A 19,624-nucleotide genomic window follows, 5' to 3' on the forward strand; every position below is an offset into this window, starting at 1 on the left:
GCTGCCTGAAAGCATGAGTTCTGTTTTCAGGCAGCCACCTATGCAATCCAATTTATCATACGCCTTATGACCGATATTGAAGCCTTTATCAACCGATTGGGTAAAAATTTAAAACACCAACTCAAATGGGCACGCCGTCAAAACATTGAAGCATGGCGCATTTATGACCGCGATATTCCACAATTTCCCTTTGCCATAGATGTGTATGGTGAACACATTCATTTGCAGGAATACGATACGGGCTGGCTCATGCAGCCAGAAGATTACCAAAAATGGTTGAACGATGTGTGTTCAGCAATTTGTTTTGTCTGCGGTTTTCCACTAGAACATATCCACATCAAACAAAGAGCCAGACAAAAAGGTACGGCACAATATGAAAAAACAGGGCAAACAGGTTTGGATTTTGTGGTAAATGAGAACGGTCGCCGTTTCTGGGTTAATTTAGACAAATATTTGGATACAGGCTTATTTCTTGACCATCGTAATACCCGTAAAAAAATAGGCGATATCGCACAAGGCAAACGTTTTCTTAATCTGTTTGCTTATACAGGCAGCTTTACGGTTTATGCGGCTACGGGTGGGTCAATATATAGTGAAACCGTTGATTTATCTAACACTTACTTGGATTGGGCAAAACGCAATTTTGAACTCAATCATGTGGATTTCACACAACATCACATTGTGCGCGCCGATGTGTTCCAATATTTGCATGAAGCCAAGCAACAAGGCAAACAGTTTGATTTAATTGTCATGGATCCACCTAGTTTTTCCAACAGCAAGAAAATGCAAGATATTTTAGACATTCAGCGCGATCAAACACGTTTAATTGAAGGTGCAATGGCCCTGTTGGATCAACAGGGCGTTTTGTATTTTTCCAATAATTTGCGTGGCTTTACCTTGGATACAAGGCTACCTGAAAAATACCAAATTAAAAACATTTCCACACAATCGGTTCCCGATGATTTTCGCAATAAAAAAATTCATCAATGTTGGACAATCCGCCCAAATTAAGTTCAAGGCTGCCTGAAAATCATTGTGTTAAAAATGGTTCAATCATTTTAATTTATGTCATATTGTTGTCATATTCAGACTTTATACTTCACGCCATTCTGATGTTTAATCCATAAGGAAAAGCTCATGAAGCAAACCAATCAAGTCGCCCCCATGCACAAAACCAATGCCGCTTTTGCCATTTTATTATTTGGCATGGTTGGCTATTTCATCTTTTGGGGCTTGGACTACACCCACCACAATCACAGTATTTTGTTTCTGCTCGCCACCCTGTTTGGTGTGTTTATGGCATTCAATATTGGTGGTAATGACGTTGCCAATTCTTTTGGCACATCGGTTGGTGCAGGTACCCTAACCGTACCGCAGGCTTTATTGGTGGCCGCGGTATTTGAAGTCAGCGGCGCAGTTATTGCAGGTGGAGAAGTAACCCAAACAATACGAAGTGGCATTGTGGATTTGGACAATTTGACCATGCAGCCTTTGGATTTGGTGTACATCATGATGTCGGCACTTTTGGCTGCCGCATTATGGCTTTTGTTCGCCACCAAAAAAGGGCTTCCTGTCTCCACCACACACGCGATTATAGGTGGTATCGTGGGTAGTTCTCTGGCTCTTGGCTTTTTGATTGCAAATAATGGCGAATCACCTTGGGGCTTGGTGCAATGGCATAAAATCGGTACGATTGCAATTTCTTGGGTCTTGTCTCCCTTATTGGGTGGTGCAGTATCCTACTTCTTGTTTTCTCTGGTAAAAAAACACGTTTTGGATTACAACACTGCCGTTGAAGAAGAAATCAAATCCTTAAAAGCCGAGAAAAAAGCCTACAAAGAACAACATCGTCAACGTTTTGAAGCATTAGATGAAGCTGAAAAAATTGAAGCAGCTTCCGCTATGGCGCGTGATGCCCACATTTACGGTGAAGCTGATTTTGACCCCAATGAATTGGAATCCAGTTATTACAAAGGTTTATACGAAATTGACAGCCGAAAAAACAGCATAGATAGCTATAAAGCCCTGTCATCTTGGGTACCTCTCATCTCGGCAACAGGTGGTATCATCATTGCCTCTATGCTGATATTCAAAGGTTTAAATAATTTGAATTTAGGCATGAGTACGCTGACAAGTGGCTTAATCATCATGATGATAGGTGCAATGATTTGGTTGGCAACTTTCATCTACGCCAAAACTTTAAAACGCAAAGACCTTGCCAAATCCACATTCCTGATGTTTTCTTGGATGCAAGTGTTTACCGCAGCAGGCTTTGCATTCAGTCATGGTGCAAACGACATTGCAAATGCAATTGGTCCTTTTGCCGCAGTCATGGACGTTCTGCGTACAGGCGACATTGGCTCATCTGCTGCTGTTCCACCCGTAGTCATGCTGACATTTGGCGTGGCTTTGGTTGTTGGTTTATGGTTTATTGGTAAAGAAGTAATACAAACTGTGGGGTCAGGTTTGGCAGAATTGCACCCTTCTTCAGGTTTTACTGCAGAATTGGCAGCCGCATCGGTTGTAATGGGCGCATCCGTATTGGGCTTACCTGTATCCAGTACACATATTTTGGTTGGCGCAGTATTGGGCATTGGTTTGGTCAATAAAAATGCCAACTGGAAAATGATGAAACCCATTGGCTTGGCTTGGGTCATCACACTACCTGCTGCCTCTGTATTATCTGTAGTGTGTTTCTTGATTTTACGCGCAGCATTCTGATGAACTGTTTTCAGGCAGTCCTCATCATCATTCTATTGATGGCTTGTGGCTGCCTGAAACTTGGTTTCTGTTAAAAAAATCCATAACCGAACCTTCAAAAAAACTTTGTAAAATGGCTTGTGCCGCAACTTGATCTAATACGGCTTTTTGCTTACGACTCGATACTCTGGCTTGTTTAAGCATTTCTTGTGCCAATACAGATGACAAACGTTCATCAGTAAAAAAAATCGGCAAACCAAAACGTCCATTTAAGCGATGACCAAATTTACGTGCCAAGCGGCTTAAATCGTGTTCACTGCCATCAAGATAAGTTGGCAAACCCACAATAAGATATTGCGGCTGCCACTCCTGAATTAAACGGGCAATTTGGGCAAATTTTTCATCATTATTGCTGCCTGAAATTGTGGCAAGTGGTGTGGCAATACCCAAAGCACAGTCTCCTTGTGCCACGCCAATTCGTGTTTCACCAAAATCAAAAGCCAAACAAGCGCCACTTTCAGGCAGCATAATGGTATCAAACATGATGTTTACCCCCTATTGTGATAAGCATTTCAGGACGTATACCCAATTTCGCCAAAGCCACCTTATAGCAATCTTCAGGTGGTGTATGAAATAAAATTTGATGGTCAGCTGGCAGCGTAAGCCAAACATTATTTGCCAATTCTTGTTCCAGTTGCCCAGCGGACCAACTTGAATAACCTATAGCCAAAAAAGCCGCTTCAACTGCATTATCGTCTAACGATATATGTTCAATGATATCGCGTGAGGTTGTAACACCCGTGTGTGCATCCACCATTACAGTGTTATGCCAATGTCCTATCGGCGTATGCACAACAAAGCCACGTTCTATTTCTATTGGTCCACCCAGCATCACATAACGGTTTGCCAAAGATTGACCAATAGTTTGCGGTGCATCAGCAAATACCGTATTCATGCTAATGGGGGTAGGCTTATTGATGATGATACCCATTGCACCATTGACATCATGTTCGCAAATCCAAACCACGCTGTTGCTAAAAAATGGGTCTTGCAATGTGGGCATGGCAATTAAAAAATGATGAGTCAGTTGAGTCATGGTTGTGTTTACACAGCAGTTTAACAATATTTAATGGTTATTCTATACTGTGAATAAGATTAAGTACAGCTTAACCGTCCGATTTAAAACATAAAAATATTAGACCAAACATTAAATTAATAATATAATAATTGTTATTTTATTAATAATTATCATGATAAGAATGGGTATTCTAATATGAAAAATGTAAAACAAATTCGTTTAACCAATTTTGAAACTTTAATTCAAGAAGCAGGCAATGTAGCTGAATTAGCACGTCGTTGTGGTTACGACAAACCTGCCTACCTTTACCAAGTGCGTGCACAAAAAGTCAAGCCCAATGGTAGCATTTTGCAAATTGGTCGCCATATGGCAGCCAAATTGGAACAGGGTATGGGCAAACCAGCTGGTTGGTTGGATCAAGAACACCCAAAAAACCACAACAATGAAGTTATTTTCAGGCAGCCTGAAAACCAGACCGATGCCACATCAAACGACAGCATTCAAACCATCACATTGGCTTTTACTGGCGCTTCAGGTATGCCTTATGGTATGCGCTTATTAGCTTATTTATTATCAGCGGGTAAAACCGTCTATTTGATTTATTCCCAAGCAGCACAAATTGTGGCACAACAAGAAATGGATTTCACTCTACCCACTTCGCCCAATGAAGCACAAAAACAATTATGCAAACATTTCCAAGTTTCGCCAGCACAGTTGCGTGTTTTCGGCAAAAATGAATGGTTTGCACCAATTGCTTCAGGCAACGCAGTTGCCGATGCCATGGTGATTTGCCCAGCCAGCATGGGCACAGTCGCCGCTGTAGCACATGGCTATGCAGAAACCCTATTACACCGAGCTGCCGATGTTTGCATCAAAGAACGCCGACCTTTGGTAATTGTGCCACGCGAAACCCCATTTTCCGCCCTACATTTAGAAAATTTACTGAAACTAGCACAATTAGGCTGCACCATTTTGCCGCCCTCACCTGGTTTTTACAACCGCCCTCAAAACATAACCGATATCATTGATTTTGTTGTTGCACGCATTTTGGATCAACTACACATCAGCCATAATTTAATGCCCAAATGGGGTCATTAACATGGAAGGCTTATACGAACTGGTTTCCTTATTACTGCGTTTTGCTGCATGGCTCATGAAACTGTTCGGATCAAAATAGCTGCCTGAAAACTTTGATACACATCAAAACCCTTTTAAGCAGCCATTTTAAAATGGAACAAGCTACTGATACAATATAACACCCAAATTATCAACCCCCCATTACACAAAGGAAAAATTATGGTGAAAAAAGCCCTATTTACGGTTGTCGCCACACTATTGTGCCAAAACTTATTTGCAGCCGATATTGAAGCAACTAATGCCTATGCACGCGCCACAGTAGGACAAAAACAAAGTGGCGCATTTCTCACACTCAAAAACACCACCCATAAAGATGATATCTTGATTGCCGCCTCGGTCAGTCCAGACATCGCCGAAAACACCGAACTACACACCCACATCAATGATAATGGCGTGATGCGTATGCGTGAAGTCAAAGACGGCATTCCCATTGCCGCAGGTCAAACTCAAGAATTAAAACCAGGTGGTTACCACATCATGTTTTTTGGTTTAAAAAACACACTCACTGCTGGTCAAACCCTACCCATCAAACTCAAATTCAAAAATGGCAGCGAACAAACCGTAGAATTTGAAGTACGCAATATGCAAGCAACTCATCAGCACAAAAACCAGCAGCACAACCATACTCATCATCACCATTGATTATTCAAGCAGCTTGGAATACACATTCAGAACCTGTATTCATCAGATTGATAGATGGATTTATGCGAATACAGGTTCTAAAATATCATGATAAGTACATATTCTTGGCTGTATTGGGTGCTGGGTACTAACTTCTGCCATTTTTACTACCCTAACTCCCTTTTGCCACAGTTGACTTATTTAAGATATCGATTCCAATTTAGCCACTCTCAATCAACACATTCGTCATCTCATTAAGTTTATTACTTATTAACACGGAAAAAGCGACAACGCCCACCGTGTACACCTAGTACATAAGGGCGTTAGCAATTTATAGTATATTTAAAACAACTATACTTATAAACATCTTATTGGATTTGACTACAAGGCACATCATAGTTGGCTTACTCCAATCGCTAAAAATAAACAAAGTCTCACAAACTGCACCCATAAACAAATTCAGTTATTTTTAATTGCCCCATTCCCATCTTATTTCGTAACGAACACCCAAACAAAAATAACCGTACATCAACTTGCTTACCACAAGTGTTTTACCACTGGCATTCAAACTCAAATCATTTAACCATAAATGCTACCTAAAAAGTCCAAGTACATTTTCAGGCAGCACTTCTATCACTTTTGTTATATAGTTGCAAAATTGAAAAAGTACTACGACGTTAACTTACCGCCTTGTATGGCATTTTCACTTCTGCAACTATAATTCATAACTTTTTATTTTTTGAAACAAAATCATGAAACCCGATTTCACCCAAATTCTGTGCAAAGACCGCTATTTTCTGAAAAACGCATTCAGGCAGCCTGAAAAATTCGGCGGCTTGGAAAAAGTGCAACAAAAATACCAAAAATCCCACGAAATTTACCTGAAAAAACACGAAAATCGCCCAAAAGTTGAACTCAATGCCGATTTGCCCGTTTACGAAAAACGCGATGAAATCCGCACCGCCATTGCCGAAAATCAAGTTGTGATTATTTGTGGCGAAACGGGTTCGGGCAAAACCACCCAAATTCCGCAAATTTGTTTGGAAATGGGTCGTGGCATCGGTGGCTTAATCGGGCATACCCAACCCAGACGTTTGGCGGCGCGCTCGGTGGCGGAGCGCATTGCCGAAGAATTGCACAGCGAAATCGGGCTAGCCGTTGGCTATAAAGTGCGTTTTAATGAGCAAACTTCGCCACATTCTTTTATTAAATTGATGACAGACGGCATTTTATTGTCCGAAACCCAATCCGACCGTTTTCTCAATCAATACGACACGATTATCATTGACGAAGCCCACGAACGCAGCCTGAACATTGATTTTCTGCTGGGCTACCTGAAACAGCTTTTGCCCAAACGCCCTGATTTAAAAGTGATTATCACGTCCGCCACCATAGACGCAAACCGATTTTCACAACATTTCAACAACGCACCCGTGATTGAAGTGAGCGGGCGTACCTATCCCGTGGAAATTTTGTATCGTCCCATCAAGCAGTTAGATGAAGATGAAACCGAAATGGCAATCCCAGACGCGATTGTGGACGCGGCAGACGAATTGGCAAATCATGGCGAGGGCGACATCTTGGTGTTTTTGGCAGGCGAGCGCGAAATCCGCGAAGCTGCCGAAGCCTTGCGAAAATCGCCTTTACGCAAAAATGACGACATTTTGCCGCTTTTTGCGCGCTTATCGGCGCAAGAACAGCACAAAATCTTCCACCCCACAGGCACGAAAAGGCGCATTATTTTGGCGACCAATGTGGCGGAAACTTCGCTGACCGTGCCGCGCATTCGTTTTGTGATAGACACGGGCTTGGCGCGCGTCAAGCGTTATTCTGCAAGGGCAAAAGTGGAACAGTTGCACGTGGAGAAAATTTCGCAAGCCGCAGCCAAACAACGCGCTGGACGCTGTGGGCGTGTGTCGTCTGGCGTGTGTATCCGATTGTTTTCAGAAGAAGATTTTTTGCAACGCGATGAGTTTACCGACCCCGAGATTATCCGCAGCAATTTGGCGGCTGTGATTTTGCGTTTGATGGCGTTGGGATTGGGTAATATTGAAGATTTTCCGCTTTTGGATATGCCTGACCCGAGATACATCAATGACGGTTATCAGGTTTTGTTGGAATTGGGCGCGATTGCGGAAGTTTGATTGTTCAGACAGCCTGAAAAGGCTGTTTGCGAACAGGAAATGCTGTCTGAAAATGTTTCAGGCAAGCTAAAAACCAAGAAATAGGTAGATAAAAATGATGACACCAGAACAAAAAACGCAATTGGTGCAGATTGCCCAAGTGCATATCAGTAGGGCTTTTTCAGCGATTAAAAAACGAACCGAACAAGATAAAAAAGACATTGCTGCTTATTATCTCTATTTGGTTGATGACTTTTTCGCAACGGCAAATGCTGCCATTACCCAGCAAGATAAAGAGATTTTTGAGCAAGCAATAGACAAAAAAGCAACGATTTTGGAAGCCATTTGGGACGGTAAATGCGAACTTTATGATGATGAACTCACTTACCACATCAATTCAGATAATTGGCTGGAAAATCAAAGCGAGTTTTACCAATTCGCTTATAAGATGATTGATAACATTGAAGATGAAGAACAATATGAGCAAATCCGCCAAGATTATGAAGCATGTTTAATTCAAGCCTTACAAAAATGCGACCAAGACGGCATTTTTGGCAACCGCGACCAAAACGGAATAATCGTTTTCGCCTTTTACATTGATGATTTTGACGGAAATGGGGAAAAATCATTGCTTTATCGTTCGTCAAACGCACTTAATTCGCCTGATACATATGACAAATTGTAGGCAATTCGGTGCATTTTACCTGATGAAATCATGCTGTTTTCAGGCTGCCTGAAACTTTTATTTCAATTTATTTATTCAAAAAAAATTATGAACAATCAACAAAATATACCGTCTGAAAACCTTTCAGGCAGCCTGAAAACCAAAAAACCGCGTTACCAATTAACCAATCTCGGCAAACAAATGGCAAAACTGCCCATAGACCCCAAAATCGCACGCATTTTGTTAGCCGCACAAGTGCATGATTGTATGGCGGAAATGCTGATTATTGTGTCGGCATTGTCGGTGCAAGACCCACGCGAGCGTCCGCTTGAATTGCGCGAAACCGCCAACAAAGCCCACGAGCGTTTTGCCGACAAGCAATCGGATTTTTTGGCGTATTTGAATATTTGGGATTCGTATCAGCGCGAACGCGACAAAAAAGCCACGCGAAAACAAATGTTTGATTGGTGTCATCAGTATTTTTTGTCGTTTGTGCGAATGCGCGAGTGGCGCGAATTGCACGCGCAACTGACGGATATTGCGGTGGAAATGGGTTTGACCACGCGCGAAAATGCGTTCAGGCAGCCTGAAAATCTGTCTTTGTATCGGGAAATGGAGTTGGACAAAAATGCCGACATTGCCGCGCAAGCCAAGCAAAAACAAATCCACAAAAAAAATCATCGCGCCCAAATTCATGCGAAAAAACAAGCCAGTTACGAGGAAATTCATCGTGCTTTGCTAACGGGTTTGGTGGCGAATGTGGGCATGAAAACGCCTGAAAATCATGATTATATGGGCGCGCGCGGTTCGCATTTTCATTTGTTCCCCACGTCTGCGCTGTTTAAGGCGAAACCGAAATGGGTAATGGCGGCAGAACTCACTGAAACAACAAGGCTTTACGCGCGTGATGTGGCGCAAATTCAGCCCGAATGGATAGAGCAGGAAACGCCCCATTTGGTGCGTTATCACTATTTTGAGCCGCATTGGGAGCGCAAACGTGGCGAAGTGGTGGCGAGCGAGCGCGTAACCCTTTATGGTTTAACGGTTTTGCCGCGCCGTCCGATGGCGTATGGCAAGGTTGCGCCAGCCGAAGCGCGTGAGTTGTTTATTCGTGGCGCGTTGGTGGCGCAGGATTGTGATTTGCAGGCGGCCTTTTTCACGCACAATAAAAAATTAATCAAAGAAATTATTGATTTAGAAAACAAATCGCGCAAGCAAGATGTGCTGGTGGACGATGAGATTGTGTTCGCGTTTTACGACCAAAGGCTACCTGAAGCGTATGTGGCAGGTGCGGACATGGCTGTTGCATCGCCCAAACGGGCTTCAGGTGGCCTTGAAGCAAGTGTGATGTGCTATGTCGATGGTTCGCCGATGCAGCTTGATGACCGTGTTCGCGTGGCGCAAGCATGGCATGGGCGCGTGGTTGCTTTGTTGGCGCAGCAGCAATATGCCGCTGATTTTGCAAAAGATGATTGGCAGACATTGGCAAATGGTGTGTTGGTGCAATTTGATGAAGCGGGTTTGGTGCATTATGACGACAATGAGTTGGCTGCCGAATTGAGCTTGGTGGCGCGTGCCGATAATCCGCCCAAAACGGCTTCAGGTGGCCTGAAAGCGATGCGAAATGCCAAACCCTTGGCCGATTTGCGGACTTTTGGCGCGTGGCTGCAGCAAATTGGCGAGGCTGGTCGCCAAACGCTGTTTCTAAACCGCGATGATTTAATGCAACACGCAGCGGCACACATCACGGAAGAGCAGTTCCCCAAATTTTGGAAAAACGCAGACGGCAAATTCAAATTGTCCTACCGATTTGAGCCGCATCACATCATGGACGGCGTTACGCTGACCCTGCCCTTAACCGTGCTGAACCGCATCAATCCACATCAACTGGAATGGCTGGTGGCTGGCATGGAGCGTGAAAAATTGCAATTACTTATCAAAGCTTTACCCAAACAAATCCGCCGAATTTGCGTGCCTGTGCCTGATTTCATTACCGAATTTTTGAGCCAAAACCCCGACAAATCTGCCCCCATTTTGCCGCAGCTCGCCCATGCCATCGCCAAAAAAGCAGGCGATATGCGCCTTTTGGAACAGATTGATTTGGACGAATGGGCGCGTTTCAGGCTGCCTGAACATTGTTATTTCAATTTGAAAATTGTGGACGATGGCGGTCAAGAATTGGCGATGGGGCGCGATTTAATCCAATTACAACAAGAACTTGGACAAGTTGCCAGTTTATCATTCCGCGACAACACGCAAGAATTTGAGCGCGAAAATCTGAAAACTTGGGACATTGGCACTTTGCCTGAATCCATCAAATTTGCAAGGGGAAAACAACAGCTTACAGGCTATTTGGGTTTGCAAAAAGAGAAAAACGGCAACATTGCCTTGCGCCTGTTTGACACCGCATTGGCGGCGGAAATCGCCCACCGTCAAGGCGTAATTGAGTTGATGAAATTGCAATTAAAAGAACAAGTTAAAGATTTGAACAAGGGCATTCAAGGGTTCACGCAACTGGCGATGTTGCTGAAACATTTGTCGGCAGACGCGCTCAAAGACGACATCACGCAGGCGGTGTGCGACCGTGCGTTTATTGGCGATGACGATTTGCCGCGCGATGAAAAAACCTTTAAAGAACAAATCAAAAGGGCGCGTAGCCGTTTACCAGCCGTGCGCGAGGCTTTGACGCGCTATTTGCAGGACACGGCGGCGGCGTATGCCGAATTGAACGCGAAATTGGCAAACGGCAAGCACCCACTTGCGCCCATTTTGCGTGCGCGTGTGCAGAAATTATTGGGGGAAAACTTTGCCAGTTCAACGCCTTGGGCGCAATGGGCGCGTTTGCCTGTGTATTTGCGCGCGATGAGTTTGCGCATGGACAAATATTCGGGCAACCCCAGCCGCGACATGGCGCGTGAGGCGGACATTCAGCAACTGGAAAACATGTGGTCTGAAAAGGTGGAAAATTTGCAAAAACAGAATATGCCCGTTTCAGGCAGCCTGAAAGATTTTGGCTGGGATTTGGAGGAATTGCGGGTTTCCTTGTTTGCGCAGGAGTTGAAAACGCCGAAACCCATTTCTATTAAAAGATTGTTGAAAGAATGGGAGAATTTAGGGAAATGATTTTCAGGCTGCCTGAAAAAATTGTGTTACACTTAACCAAACGTATCAACAAGGAGTATATACCATGACGCAAGCAACGCTTTTTAAAAGCAATCAAACGCAAGCCGTACGTTTACCCAAAGCCGTTGCCTTTCCCGATGGCGTGAAAAAAGTGGAAGTGGTGGTTTTGGGCAAAACCCGTTTACTCACGCCCAGCGAAAATTTGTGGGACGACTGGTTCGCGCAATTACCGCAAGTTGATTTCCCCGACCGAGAACCGACTTTTCAAGCCGAACGCGAAAGTTTTTAATCATGTTGCGCTATATGTTAGACACCAATATTTGCATTTACACGATTAAAAATAATCCTGCAATCGTGCGTGAAAAATTCCAGCAACATCAACACCATTTATGTATGAGCAGCATTGTGTTAAGTGAATTGTTGTATGGTGCGGAAAAATCGGACACGTCCACAAAATCATTGGCATTGATTGAGGGCTTGGCAGCGCGTTTGCAAGTGCTGGATTTTGATGAGAATGCGGCGGCGCATTCGGCTGAAATTCGTGCGGAATTAGCCAAAAAAGGCACACCCATTGGGCATTATGATGTGCTGATTGCGGGGCATGCACGCAGTCGTGGGCTGGTTTTGGTCAGCAATAATTTGCGTGAATTTGAGCGTGTGGGTGGGTTGAGATTGGAGAATTGGGCGGCAGGTTGAGTTTTCAGGTAGCCTGAAAGATTTTGGGTGGCAAATTGAAGAATTGCGTGTATTCTTGTTTGCACAAGAACTGAAAACGCCGAATCCGATTTCGGTTAAAAGGTTGTTGAAGGAATGGGAGAATTTGGGAAAATAATCTTTTCAGGTAGCCTGAAAATAAATGTAGGAGATTATAATGAACGAAAATTTATGGGAAGATTGGTTTAAAGAATTACCAATGGAAGATTTTCCTGAACACGAACAGGGATTTCAAGAAGAACATGAATCGTTGTTTGATGAAGAAACTATGCCGTCTTAAAGTGTTTCAGGCTACCTGCATTGTTAAAAAATACAGGTAGCCTGAACTTTATTCATAAAATTCTAGTACTGCTACTGCCGTGTCATATAAGATAAAAAGCGAATAGATGAATACCGTTGATAATAAAATTTCTAATCCTGCATTTATCAAAACAGGTTCAAAAGACCAAGTATTTTTCTTGGAAAGAATAGATAAAATTAACGCAGCACCAATTAAAGTAACCTGTTCTCGTACAGATAATAATAATTGTGCTTTTGTACTCTTGAATACATCATTGATTCTTTGATTATACTGCTTACTTATTTCATACAATTTTGACAAAATAACAGCCACCGTAGCTGTATTTATAGCCATCAATGTTATTAAAATGTTTAATAAATTTGAACGCATAAATTCTCCCATAAAATAAACTCCTATAATATATTGAATTAAATATAAAATAAGAGAAATTACGAAAGATTTAGCTGCTGTACTAGTAACAGTATTTATCATAATTTAATCATCTTAATTGAAAGAAATCTTTAATTCTTTCTAGTAAACTCATTGGATAAGCTTCAATTTCGTACTCATCTATAGTAATATGAGAATGTGTATTTGCCATGTCTTTTTTAATCCGAACCCCTTTATATTTAACCCTAATATTCCCACCCCCTTTGCTACTATAATCAACCAAATCTTGTAATTGAGGTAGTTGGGGTGATAAATTCAATTCCCCATTTTCAGGAGCATTCATAGTTAATTCCGTATTTGCCGAATTCGAATATTTGGCTAATGCTTTCAAGTCATCGCTTAATGCCTTTGAAATATTTGCCATATTTGGAGTAACCATTTTAAATTCTATTTGTTCAACTTTTTGGCCTTCTACTAGTTGCCAAAATGATTGTTCATCAAAAATAGGATAAATTTGAACATTTAAATTATGGTTATACAATACTTCATTTAATCTTTTTGTTAGTAAATTAGCCAACGTATTTGTTTTATTAAATGCACTTGTCCGATGTTCTAATACTAATATTTGTTGTTCATCATCATTCCAAACTATCACATGGACACGAGGCCAATCTTCTTCGGACATGGTTTCAAAATTTTCAGTTTCTCTGGTTACAGTTTTACAAGCTGCAACTTTAAATATATAAAATTGATTATGTGCTTTTTCTTGCAAAGGATAAACTTCTTTAATTCTTAATTTTCGACTAGTATCATCTATTTCATCTAACATACTTTGCAACGCAATTTGCCTAAATGCTTCAATAAAAAATTCATTTTTACGCTGGATTACTTCATCAACAGATAATTCGTTTTCTGATAAATAAAGCTTTTCCTGAATACGTTCATTAGGAATAATTTGGTAACGATATAGATGAAAAATTCGTTGAGACATAATAAAATATTTCCTTACAAGATTGTGATTTCAGAATTATATTCCAAAAAACAAAGAAATAATTATTTTATTGTAAAATAAGGATTTTTTCCATGCCCGAACTCCCCGAAGTAGAAACCACCCTACGCGGCATTGCCCCACACATACGCGGCAAAAAAATCGCCCAAACCCTTGTGCGCCAAGCCAAATTGCGCTGGCAAATTCCTGCCGATTTGGCGGAAACTTTGCAGGGGCAAACCGTCCAAAATTGTACGCGCCGCGCCAAATATTTGCTGATTCAATTTAATATAGGCGTGTTGATTGTGCATTTGGGCATGTCAGGCAGCCTGCGGATTTGGCGCGACAACGCCCCCGAGCCGTCCAAACACGACCATGTGGATTTTGTGTTTGATGACGGCACGGTGTTGCGTTATCACGACCCACGCCGTTTTGGGGCGATTTTGTGGCTTGCTGGCGTGGCGGAGCATCATGATTTGCTGAAAAATCTGGGCGTTGAGCCACTTTCCGATGAATTTACCGCGTCATATTTGTTCAACAAAATCAAAGATAAAAATCGCGCCATCAAATTGATGATAATGGACAACGCGATTATGGTCGGCGTGGGCAATATTTACGCGAACGAAAGCCTGTTTCAGGCTGCCTTGCTGCCCAATCGCCCCGCCAAATCATTGAATTTACAAGATTGTGCCAACTTGGTCGCCGCCATCAAACAAATCCTGCAACGCGCCATTGACACAGGCGGCAGCACCCTGCGCGATTTCGTGGACAGCGAAGGCAAAAGCGGCTATTTCCAACAAGAATATAAGGTTTACGGTCGCGCAGGTTCAGGTTGCCTGAAATGCGGCGGTTTGATTGAAAAATCGGTTTTGGGGCAGCGTGGCACGTTTTATTGCCCCAATTGTCAAAAATGATTTTCAGGCAGCCTTTGCTCGGTATCAAAGGCTGCCTGAAAGCATGTTCTTATATTATTATTCCCACTCAATCGTGGCAGGCGGTTTGCCGCTCACATCGTACACCACGCGGTTAATCCCTTTGATTTCATTGATAATGCGATTGGAAACTTTGCCCAACAAACTGTATGGCAATTCCGCCCAATGCGCCGTCATAAAATCGCTGGTAACCACCGCACGGAGCGCGACCACATAATCATAAGTGCGCCCATCGCCCATCACGCCCACCGATTTCACAGGCAAAAACACCGCAAAGGCTTGGCTGGTCAAATCGTACCACGATTCGCCTTTCTCATTGAAAGTATTGCGCAATTCTTGAATGAAAATGTCATCGGCACGGCGGAGCAAATCGGCATATTCGCGTTTCACTTCGCCCAAAATGCGTACGCCCAAACCTGGGCCAGGGAAGGGGTGGCGGTACACCATTTCGCGCGGCAAACCCAATGCCACGCCCAATTCGCGCACTTCGTCTTTGAACAAATCGCGTAAGGGTTCAAGCAGTTGCAATTTCATGTTTTCAGGCAGCCCGCCTACGTTGTGGTGCGATTTAATCGCGTGGGCTTTGCTGTTTTTCGCGCCAGCCGATTCAATCACATCGGGATAAATCGTGCCTTGTGCCAACCATTTGGCATTGGTCAATTTTTTCTCTTCTGCGTCAAAGACTTCAATGAATTCTGCGCCGATGATTTTGCGTTTGCGTTCGGGGTCGGTAACGCCAGCCAGTTTGCTCATAAACTGTTCGCTCGCGTCCACATGAATCACTTTCACGCCCAAGTTTTTGGCGAACATGGTCATCACGTTTTCCGCTTCATTTAACCTTAATAATCCGTGGTCTACGAATACGCAAGTGAGCTGGTCGCCAATCGCGCGATGAATCAAGGCTGCCGCCACACTGGAATCCACACCGCCCGACAAGCCCAAAATCACTTCGTCCGAACCGACTTGGGCGCGGATTTTGGCAACGGCTTCGTCTATGTAATTGGGCATCGTCCAGCTTGGGTTTGCGCCACAAATTTCCAAAACAAAGCGGTTAATCAAGACTTTACCTTGCTTGGTGTGGGTAACTTCGGGGTGGAATTGAATGCCGTAAAATTGTTTGGCTTCGTTTGCCATCATCGCAATGGGGCAAGAATCGGTTTTGCCGATGATTTGGAAGTTTTCAGGCAGCTTCACGACTTTATCGCCATGGCTCATCCACACGTCCAAAGTGTTGGCTTGTTCATCAAAAATGTTTTTTGTTAATTGAGAATCAATGGTTTGCACTTGGGCGTAACCAAATTCGCGCTGATTGCCTGCCGCCACTTCGCCGCCCAAATGGTGCGCCATAAATTGCATACCATAACAAATCCCCAACACAGGCACACCCAAGTCAAACAAGCCAATATCGGCATGATAATTCGCGTCATCGTAAACCGATTGTGGGCTGCCTGAAAGAATAATCCCTTTTGGATTGAATGCCTTAATTTCGCTTAAAGGCATATCGTAGGGGTGCAATTCGCAGTAAACGTGGGCTTCGCGGACGCGGCGGGCAATGAGTTGGGTAACTTGCGAGCCGAAGTCCAGAATCAGGATTTTGTCTTGAGTCATGGTTTAATCACATTTTAAAATGGTTCGTGCAACCTAAATACAGTATACAGTCGTCAAAATACAACACAAATTATGCTTACACAGGTGTTTATTTTACCACATTTTATCCAAGTCTCTTATTTACTTAACCCAAATCATTAAAAACCAATAATTTATTTTATCAAAATAGTAAATTGCTTAAATTATCATTCTAATTGATTAAAGTTGCTTTCTATCAAATGTTTGGTTGATTGACTCAAGTTATTGTCTCCATTTGCCACATTTCTCTCCATAATCACTTCATCAAGCTAACTTTACTAAACAGCACGGATTACTTATAATTATGGTCAGTTTCTAGGCAGCAAAACAAACCAGTAAGCAAATAAACTGGTAAGTGGGAACCTGGTAACCGTTTGGCATTTTAAATTGCCAATGATGTTTACGAGTCACAGGTTTTGACTCAATTTAGTTATTTGTCTAACTTTTAGTTTAGATTTTTAGGAGCCTTAAAATGAACTACGATAAAGTTGTATCTGAAATGTTGAATGTTGATGGTGCGTTAGCTGCTGCCGTTGTTGATTATTCTAGTGGTATGTTGTTGGCTGGTGGTGGTTCTGCTGCAATTGATTTAGAAATTGCAGCTGCTGGTAACACCGAAGTGATGCGTGCCAAAATGAAAACTATGGGTATGTTGGGTCTGAAAGACAATATTGAAGATATCTTGATTACTTTGGGCAAACAATACCACTTATTGCGTCCTTTGGCAAAACATGATGGCTTGTTCTTGTATTCTGTGTTGGATCGTTCTAAATCTAACTTGGCTTTGGCTCGCCGTTCTTTGGTTGACGCTGAAAACAATTTGAATTAATATTTTTAATGATTCCATCAAGCCGAACAGTCTTTTTGTTCGGCTTGATTTTTAATATACTTGTTTCAAATTAAAATAAAACCGACAACACTCGCTGTGTATGAATAATACATAAAGATGTTGGCAATGCTGTACTATTTGTGTTTGAAACAACCATAAATACATTTCTTCTGAATGAAAAACATAACAACCAAATGCACCTTATTGATATAGGGTGCATTTTATTGAGAAGGGATATTGAAGTTATTTGAAGCCCCTCTAAAACCTTTGCAAAACTTGGCTCATAAAACAGTTTCATACCCCATATCCTGTTATAAAAAATGCCATTTTTATCCATAAATAAGAAAAAGGACAGATAAAGTAATCTCTGTCCTTACGTCCATTTAAAAATAAGTTTTTGCAAGATTTCAAGCTACCTGAATCACTTTTCCTTGTTCATCAAATAAATTGGGGCTAGTCTCATTCAAAATGGTTTCTTTCGTTACCACCACTTTTTTGACATTTTTCCAATCTGGCAAACAATACATGGTTTCCAATAGGTTTTTTTCCATAATGGAACGCAAACCACGCGCGCCTGTTTTACGAACAATGGCTTGTTGTGCAATACTGCGTAATGCTTCTGTTTCAAATGTCAATTCAACACCTTCCATAGCAAATAAAGCCTGATACTGCTTAACCAACGCATTTTTGGGTTCGGTTAAAATATTGATCAATGCTGCTTCATCAAGTTGCTCCAAAGTGGTAATCACAGGTAGGCGACCAATCAACTCGGGAATCAGACCAAATTTAATCAAATCTTCAGGCTCTACCGTATTGAAAATTTTACCTACATCTGTACTATCGTCTTTACTGTGTACTTGTGCGCCAAAACCAATACCACCTTGCTCGGTGCGTTGGCGAATTACTTTTTCTAAACCTGCAAATGCACCACCGCAAATAAACAAAATATTGGTGGTATCCACATCAATAAACTGTTGATTGGGATTGCGGCGACCACCTTGTGGTGGCACACTGGCAATCGTTCCTTCAATCAATTTCAATAAAGCCTGCTGAACACCTTCGCCCGACACATCACGAGTAATAGATGGACTGTCGCTTTTACGCGAGATCTTATCAATTTCATCAATATAAACAATGCCTTTTTGGGCTTTTTCCACGTCAAAATCACATTTGCCCAATAATTTGGTAATGATTTGTTCCACATCTTCGCCCACATAGCCTGCTTCGGTGAGCGTTGTGGCATCAGCCATCACAAATGGCACATTCAATTTGCGTGCCAAAGACTGTGCCAACAAAGTTTTGCCCGAACCGGTAGGTCCAATCAATAAGATATTAGACTTTGCCAATTCGACATGATTTTCATCGGTAGCATGATACAAACGCTTATAATGATTGTAAACTGCTACTGCCAAAGCCTTTTTCGCTTTTTCCTGACCGATAACATACTCATTCAACTGCGCCACCAAATCTGCGGGCGTGGGCAATTTTTCATCATGAACGACCGTTTTTTCTTGTTCAGAAACATCGGTTTGAGCTGGTTGCATCAAAACCCGACAATCATCAATGCATTCATTACAAATAAATGCTTGTCCATCACTGTTTTCAACCAAATGCTGAACCTCTTTTTCTTGTTTGCCACAAAAAGAGCAGCAGCGTTCATGTTCGTTCATATTCTTATCTTTCCTGATATTGTGTTTCATTTAAAAATCGCACAAGTATAGCCGTTTGCTACCATGTAAACAACTTTCAGGCAGCCTGAAATAGACTATTTCTACTACGCTTTATACTTATAAACGTTTCAATTCCCATATTGTGCTGTCTTCATGAAAACTCAAATAATACTGTACGCCTACCACCTCTAAAATTGTGGTATGCCAAAAGCGTTTGTTTTGTTTAGGCAAATAAATAAAAGCCACATGATACGGTTCAGTAATGACCGCATTAAGCTGCTGTGCGTGTTGTCGCCACAAAGCCGCATAATCTGCTGCTGCCGCAAAATCCATACTGTTCAAATCAAATAAATGATGATGTAAAAACTGAATATGACTGGCATCTTCTGCTTCCGATGCCCTCCATTGATTGTGTTCAAAAGTGTACAACACCAACGTTTTAGGCAACTTGGGATGCAAAACAAACAATTCAATGCGTGGGCGCGTACCATTAAAAAACGAAATTTTTTCAAATACTTTAATGTTGCTGCCTGAAAACTCGGGCAACTGCTGTAAAGTTCTTTGTGCCAGACTCAAAATTGGTTTGTTTTCCAGAATATCAACATCAAATGTTGTCGCAACAACACTTGATGTGGCATAAGGCAAAAGCACAGCCGTTTTATCCATCACTTGCACCACATTGCTGCATGCACCTAACAAAAACAAGCATAAAACACACCGCAATCGCATTAAAAACATATTGGCAAACC

At 42.2% G+C, this 19,624-nt stretch carries 20 protein-coding genes; 13 read left to right on the forward strand and 7 right to left on the reverse strand.

Going from position 1 to position 19,624, the window contains the following annotated elements; translation table 11 throughout:
- The first annotated feature begins 66 nt into the window (after positions 1–66).
- A complete protein-coding gene (locus tag Q4B82_RS01875) occupies positions 67–1,011 on the forward strand; it encodes a class I SAM-dependent methyltransferase (protein ID WP_303064733.1) in 945 nt (314 codons plus the stop codon).
- A 126-nt stretch (positions 1,012–1,137) separates the two neighbouring features.
- Positions 1,138–2,721, forward strand: a complete 1,584-nt coding sequence (locus tag Q4B82_RS01880; RefSeq protein WP_303064734.1) for an inorganic phosphate transporter — start codon at positions 1,138–1,140, stop codon at positions 2,719–2,721.
- Between the two features lie 27 nt (positions 2,722–2,748).
- On the opposite strand, the gene ruvX is transcribed toward Q4B82_RS01880, so the two are convergent.
- Together ruvX and Q4B82_RS01890 are read right to left on the reverse strand one after the other, a co-directional pair.
- On the reverse strand, positions 2,749–3,243 hold the full coding sequence (ruvX, locus tag Q4B82_RS01885; protein ID WP_303064735.1) for a Holliday junction resolvase RuvX: 495 nt from the start codon (positions 3,241–3,243) through the stop codon (positions 2,749–2,751).
- A complete protein-coding gene (locus tag Q4B82_RS01890) occupies positions 3,236–3,796 on the reverse strand; it encodes a YqgE/AlgH family protein (protein ID WP_303064736.1) in 561 nt (186 codons plus the stop codon). The genes ruvX and Q4B82_RS01890 overlap by 8 nt, the downstream gene beginning before the upstream one ends.
- A gap of 177 nt (positions 3,797–3,973) precedes the next feature.
- On the opposite strand from Q4B82_RS01890, the gene Q4B82_RS01895 reads away from it, so the two are divergent.
- From Q4B82_RS01895 to Q4B82_RS01935, 9 genes are all read left to right on the forward strand, one after another.
- Positions 3,974–4,876: a flavin prenyltransferase UbiX gene (locus Q4B82_RS01895; RefSeq protein ID WP_368501321.1), complete on the forward strand. Its 903-nt coding sequence runs from the start codon at positions 3,974–3,976 to the stop codon at positions 4,874–4,876.
- A 198-nt stretch (positions 4,877–5,074) separates the two neighbouring features.
- Entirely contained in the window at positions 5,075–5,557 is a 483-nt protein-coding gene (locus Q4B82_RS01900; protein WP_303064737.1) for a copper chaperone PCu(A)C, read from the forward strand.
- Positions 5,558–6,285: 728 nt separating this feature from the next.
- A complete protein-coding gene (gene hrpA, locus Q4B82_RS01905; protein WP_303064773.1) occupies positions 6,286–7,680 on the forward strand; it encodes an ATP-dependent RNA helicase HrpA in 1,395 nt (464 codons plus the stop codon).
- Between the two features lie 94 nt (positions 7,681–7,774).
- On the forward strand, positions 7,775–8,344 hold the full coding sequence (locus tag Q4B82_RS01910; protein ID WP_303064738.1) for a DUF4303 domain-containing protein: 570 nt from the start codon (positions 7,775–7,777) through the stop codon (positions 8,342–8,344).
- An 87-nt stretch (positions 8,345–8,431) separates the two neighbouring features.
- Positions 8,432–11,446 (forward strand): DUF3418 domain-containing protein, encoded by a 3,015-nt coding sequence (locus Q4B82_RS01915; RefSeq protein WP_303064739.1) that lies wholly within the window; start codon positions 8,432–8,434, stop codon positions 11,444–11,446.
- Between the two features lie 64 nt (positions 11,447–11,510).
- Complete coding sequence (vapB, locus tag Q4B82_RS01920) at positions 11,511–11,735, forward strand: type II toxin-antitoxin system VapB family antitoxin (RefSeq protein ID WP_097114620.1); 225 nt, start codon at positions 11,511–11,513, stop codon at positions 11,733–11,735.
- Between the two features lie 2 nt (positions 11,736–11,737).
- A complete protein-coding gene (gene vapC, locus Q4B82_RS01925; RefSeq protein WP_303064740.1) occupies positions 11,738–12,142 on the forward strand; it encodes a tRNA(fMet)-specific endonuclease VapC in 405 nt (134 codons plus the stop codon).
- 13 nt (positions 12,143–12,155) lie between these two features.
- Positions 12,156–12,278, forward strand: coding sequence for a DUF3418 domain-containing protein (locus tag Q4B82_RS01930; RefSeq protein WP_303064774.1), 123 nt, complete (start codon positions 12,156–12,158; stop codon positions 12,276–12,278).
- A gap of 39 nt (positions 12,279–12,317) precedes the next feature.
- Positions 12,318–12,440 carry a hypothetical protein gene (locus Q4B82_RS01935; protein ID WP_303064741.1) on the forward strand — a complete coding sequence of 41 codons (123 nt, stop codon included), beginning with the start codon at positions 12,318–12,320 and terminating at the stop codon, positions 12,438–12,440.
- Positions 12,441–12,488: 48 nt separating this feature from the next.
- On the opposite strand, the gene Q4B82_RS01940 is transcribed toward Q4B82_RS01935, so the two are convergent.
- Positions 12,489–12,932 carry a hypothetical protein gene (locus Q4B82_RS01940; protein ID WP_303064742.1) on the reverse strand — a complete coding sequence of 148 codons (444 nt, stop codon included), beginning with the start codon at positions 12,930–12,932 and terminating at the stop codon, positions 12,489–12,491.
- A 7-nt stretch (positions 12,933–12,939) separates the two neighbouring features.
- On the reverse strand, positions 12,940–13,821 hold the full coding sequence (locus tag Q4B82_RS01945) for a hypothetical protein (RefSeq protein WP_303064743.1): 882 nt from the start codon (positions 13,819–13,821) through the stop codon (positions 12,940–12,942).
- 92 nt (positions 13,822–13,913) lie between these two features.
- Between Q4B82_RS01945 and mutM the strand changes: the two genes are divergently transcribed.
- The gene (gene mutM, locus Q4B82_RS01950; protein ID WP_303064744.1) at positions 13,914–14,732 is read left to right on the forward strand and encodes a bifunctional DNA-formamidopyrimidine glycosylase/DNA-(apurinic or apyrimidinic site) lyase; all 819 of its coding nucleotides are present in this window, start codon (positions 13,914–13,916) and stop codon (positions 14,730–14,732) included.
- A 57-nt stretch (positions 14,733–14,789) separates the two neighbouring features.
- Here the strand turns inward: mutM and guaA are convergent, their stop codons facing one another.
- Positions 14,790–16,358 carry a glutamine-hydrolyzing GMP synthase gene (gene guaA, locus Q4B82_RS01955; RefSeq protein ID WP_303064745.1) on the reverse strand — a complete coding sequence of 523 codons (1,569 nt, stop codon included), beginning with the start codon at positions 16,356–16,358 and terminating at the stop codon, positions 14,790–14,792.
- Between the two features lie 490 nt (positions 16,359–16,848).
- On the opposite strand from guaA, the gene Q4B82_RS01960 reads away from it, so the two are divergent.
- Entirely contained in the window at positions 16,849–17,205 is a 357-nt protein-coding gene (locus Q4B82_RS01960; protein ID WP_303064746.1) for a hypothetical protein, read from the forward strand.
- A 407-nt stretch (positions 17,206–17,612) separates the two neighbouring features.
- On the opposite strand, the gene clpX is transcribed toward Q4B82_RS01960, so the two are convergent.
- Positions 17,613–18,875, reverse strand: coding sequence for an ATP-dependent Clp protease ATP-binding subunit ClpX (clpX, locus tag Q4B82_RS01965; RefSeq protein WP_303064747.1), 1,263 nt, complete (start codon positions 18,873–18,875; stop codon positions 17,613–17,615).
- A 117-nt stretch (positions 18,876–18,992) separates the two neighbouring features.
- Positions 18,993–19,613: a hypothetical protein gene (locus tag Q4B82_RS01970; RefSeq protein WP_303064748.1), complete on the reverse strand. Its 621-nt coding sequence runs from the start codon at positions 19,611–19,613 to the stop codon at positions 18,993–18,995.
- Between the last annotated feature and the right edge of the window lie 11 nt (positions 19,614–19,624).

Source organism: Alysiella sp. (genome assembly GCF_030525755.1).
Lineage (GTDB): Bacteria > Pseudomonadota > Gammaproteobacteria > Burkholderiales > Neisseriaceae > Simonsiella.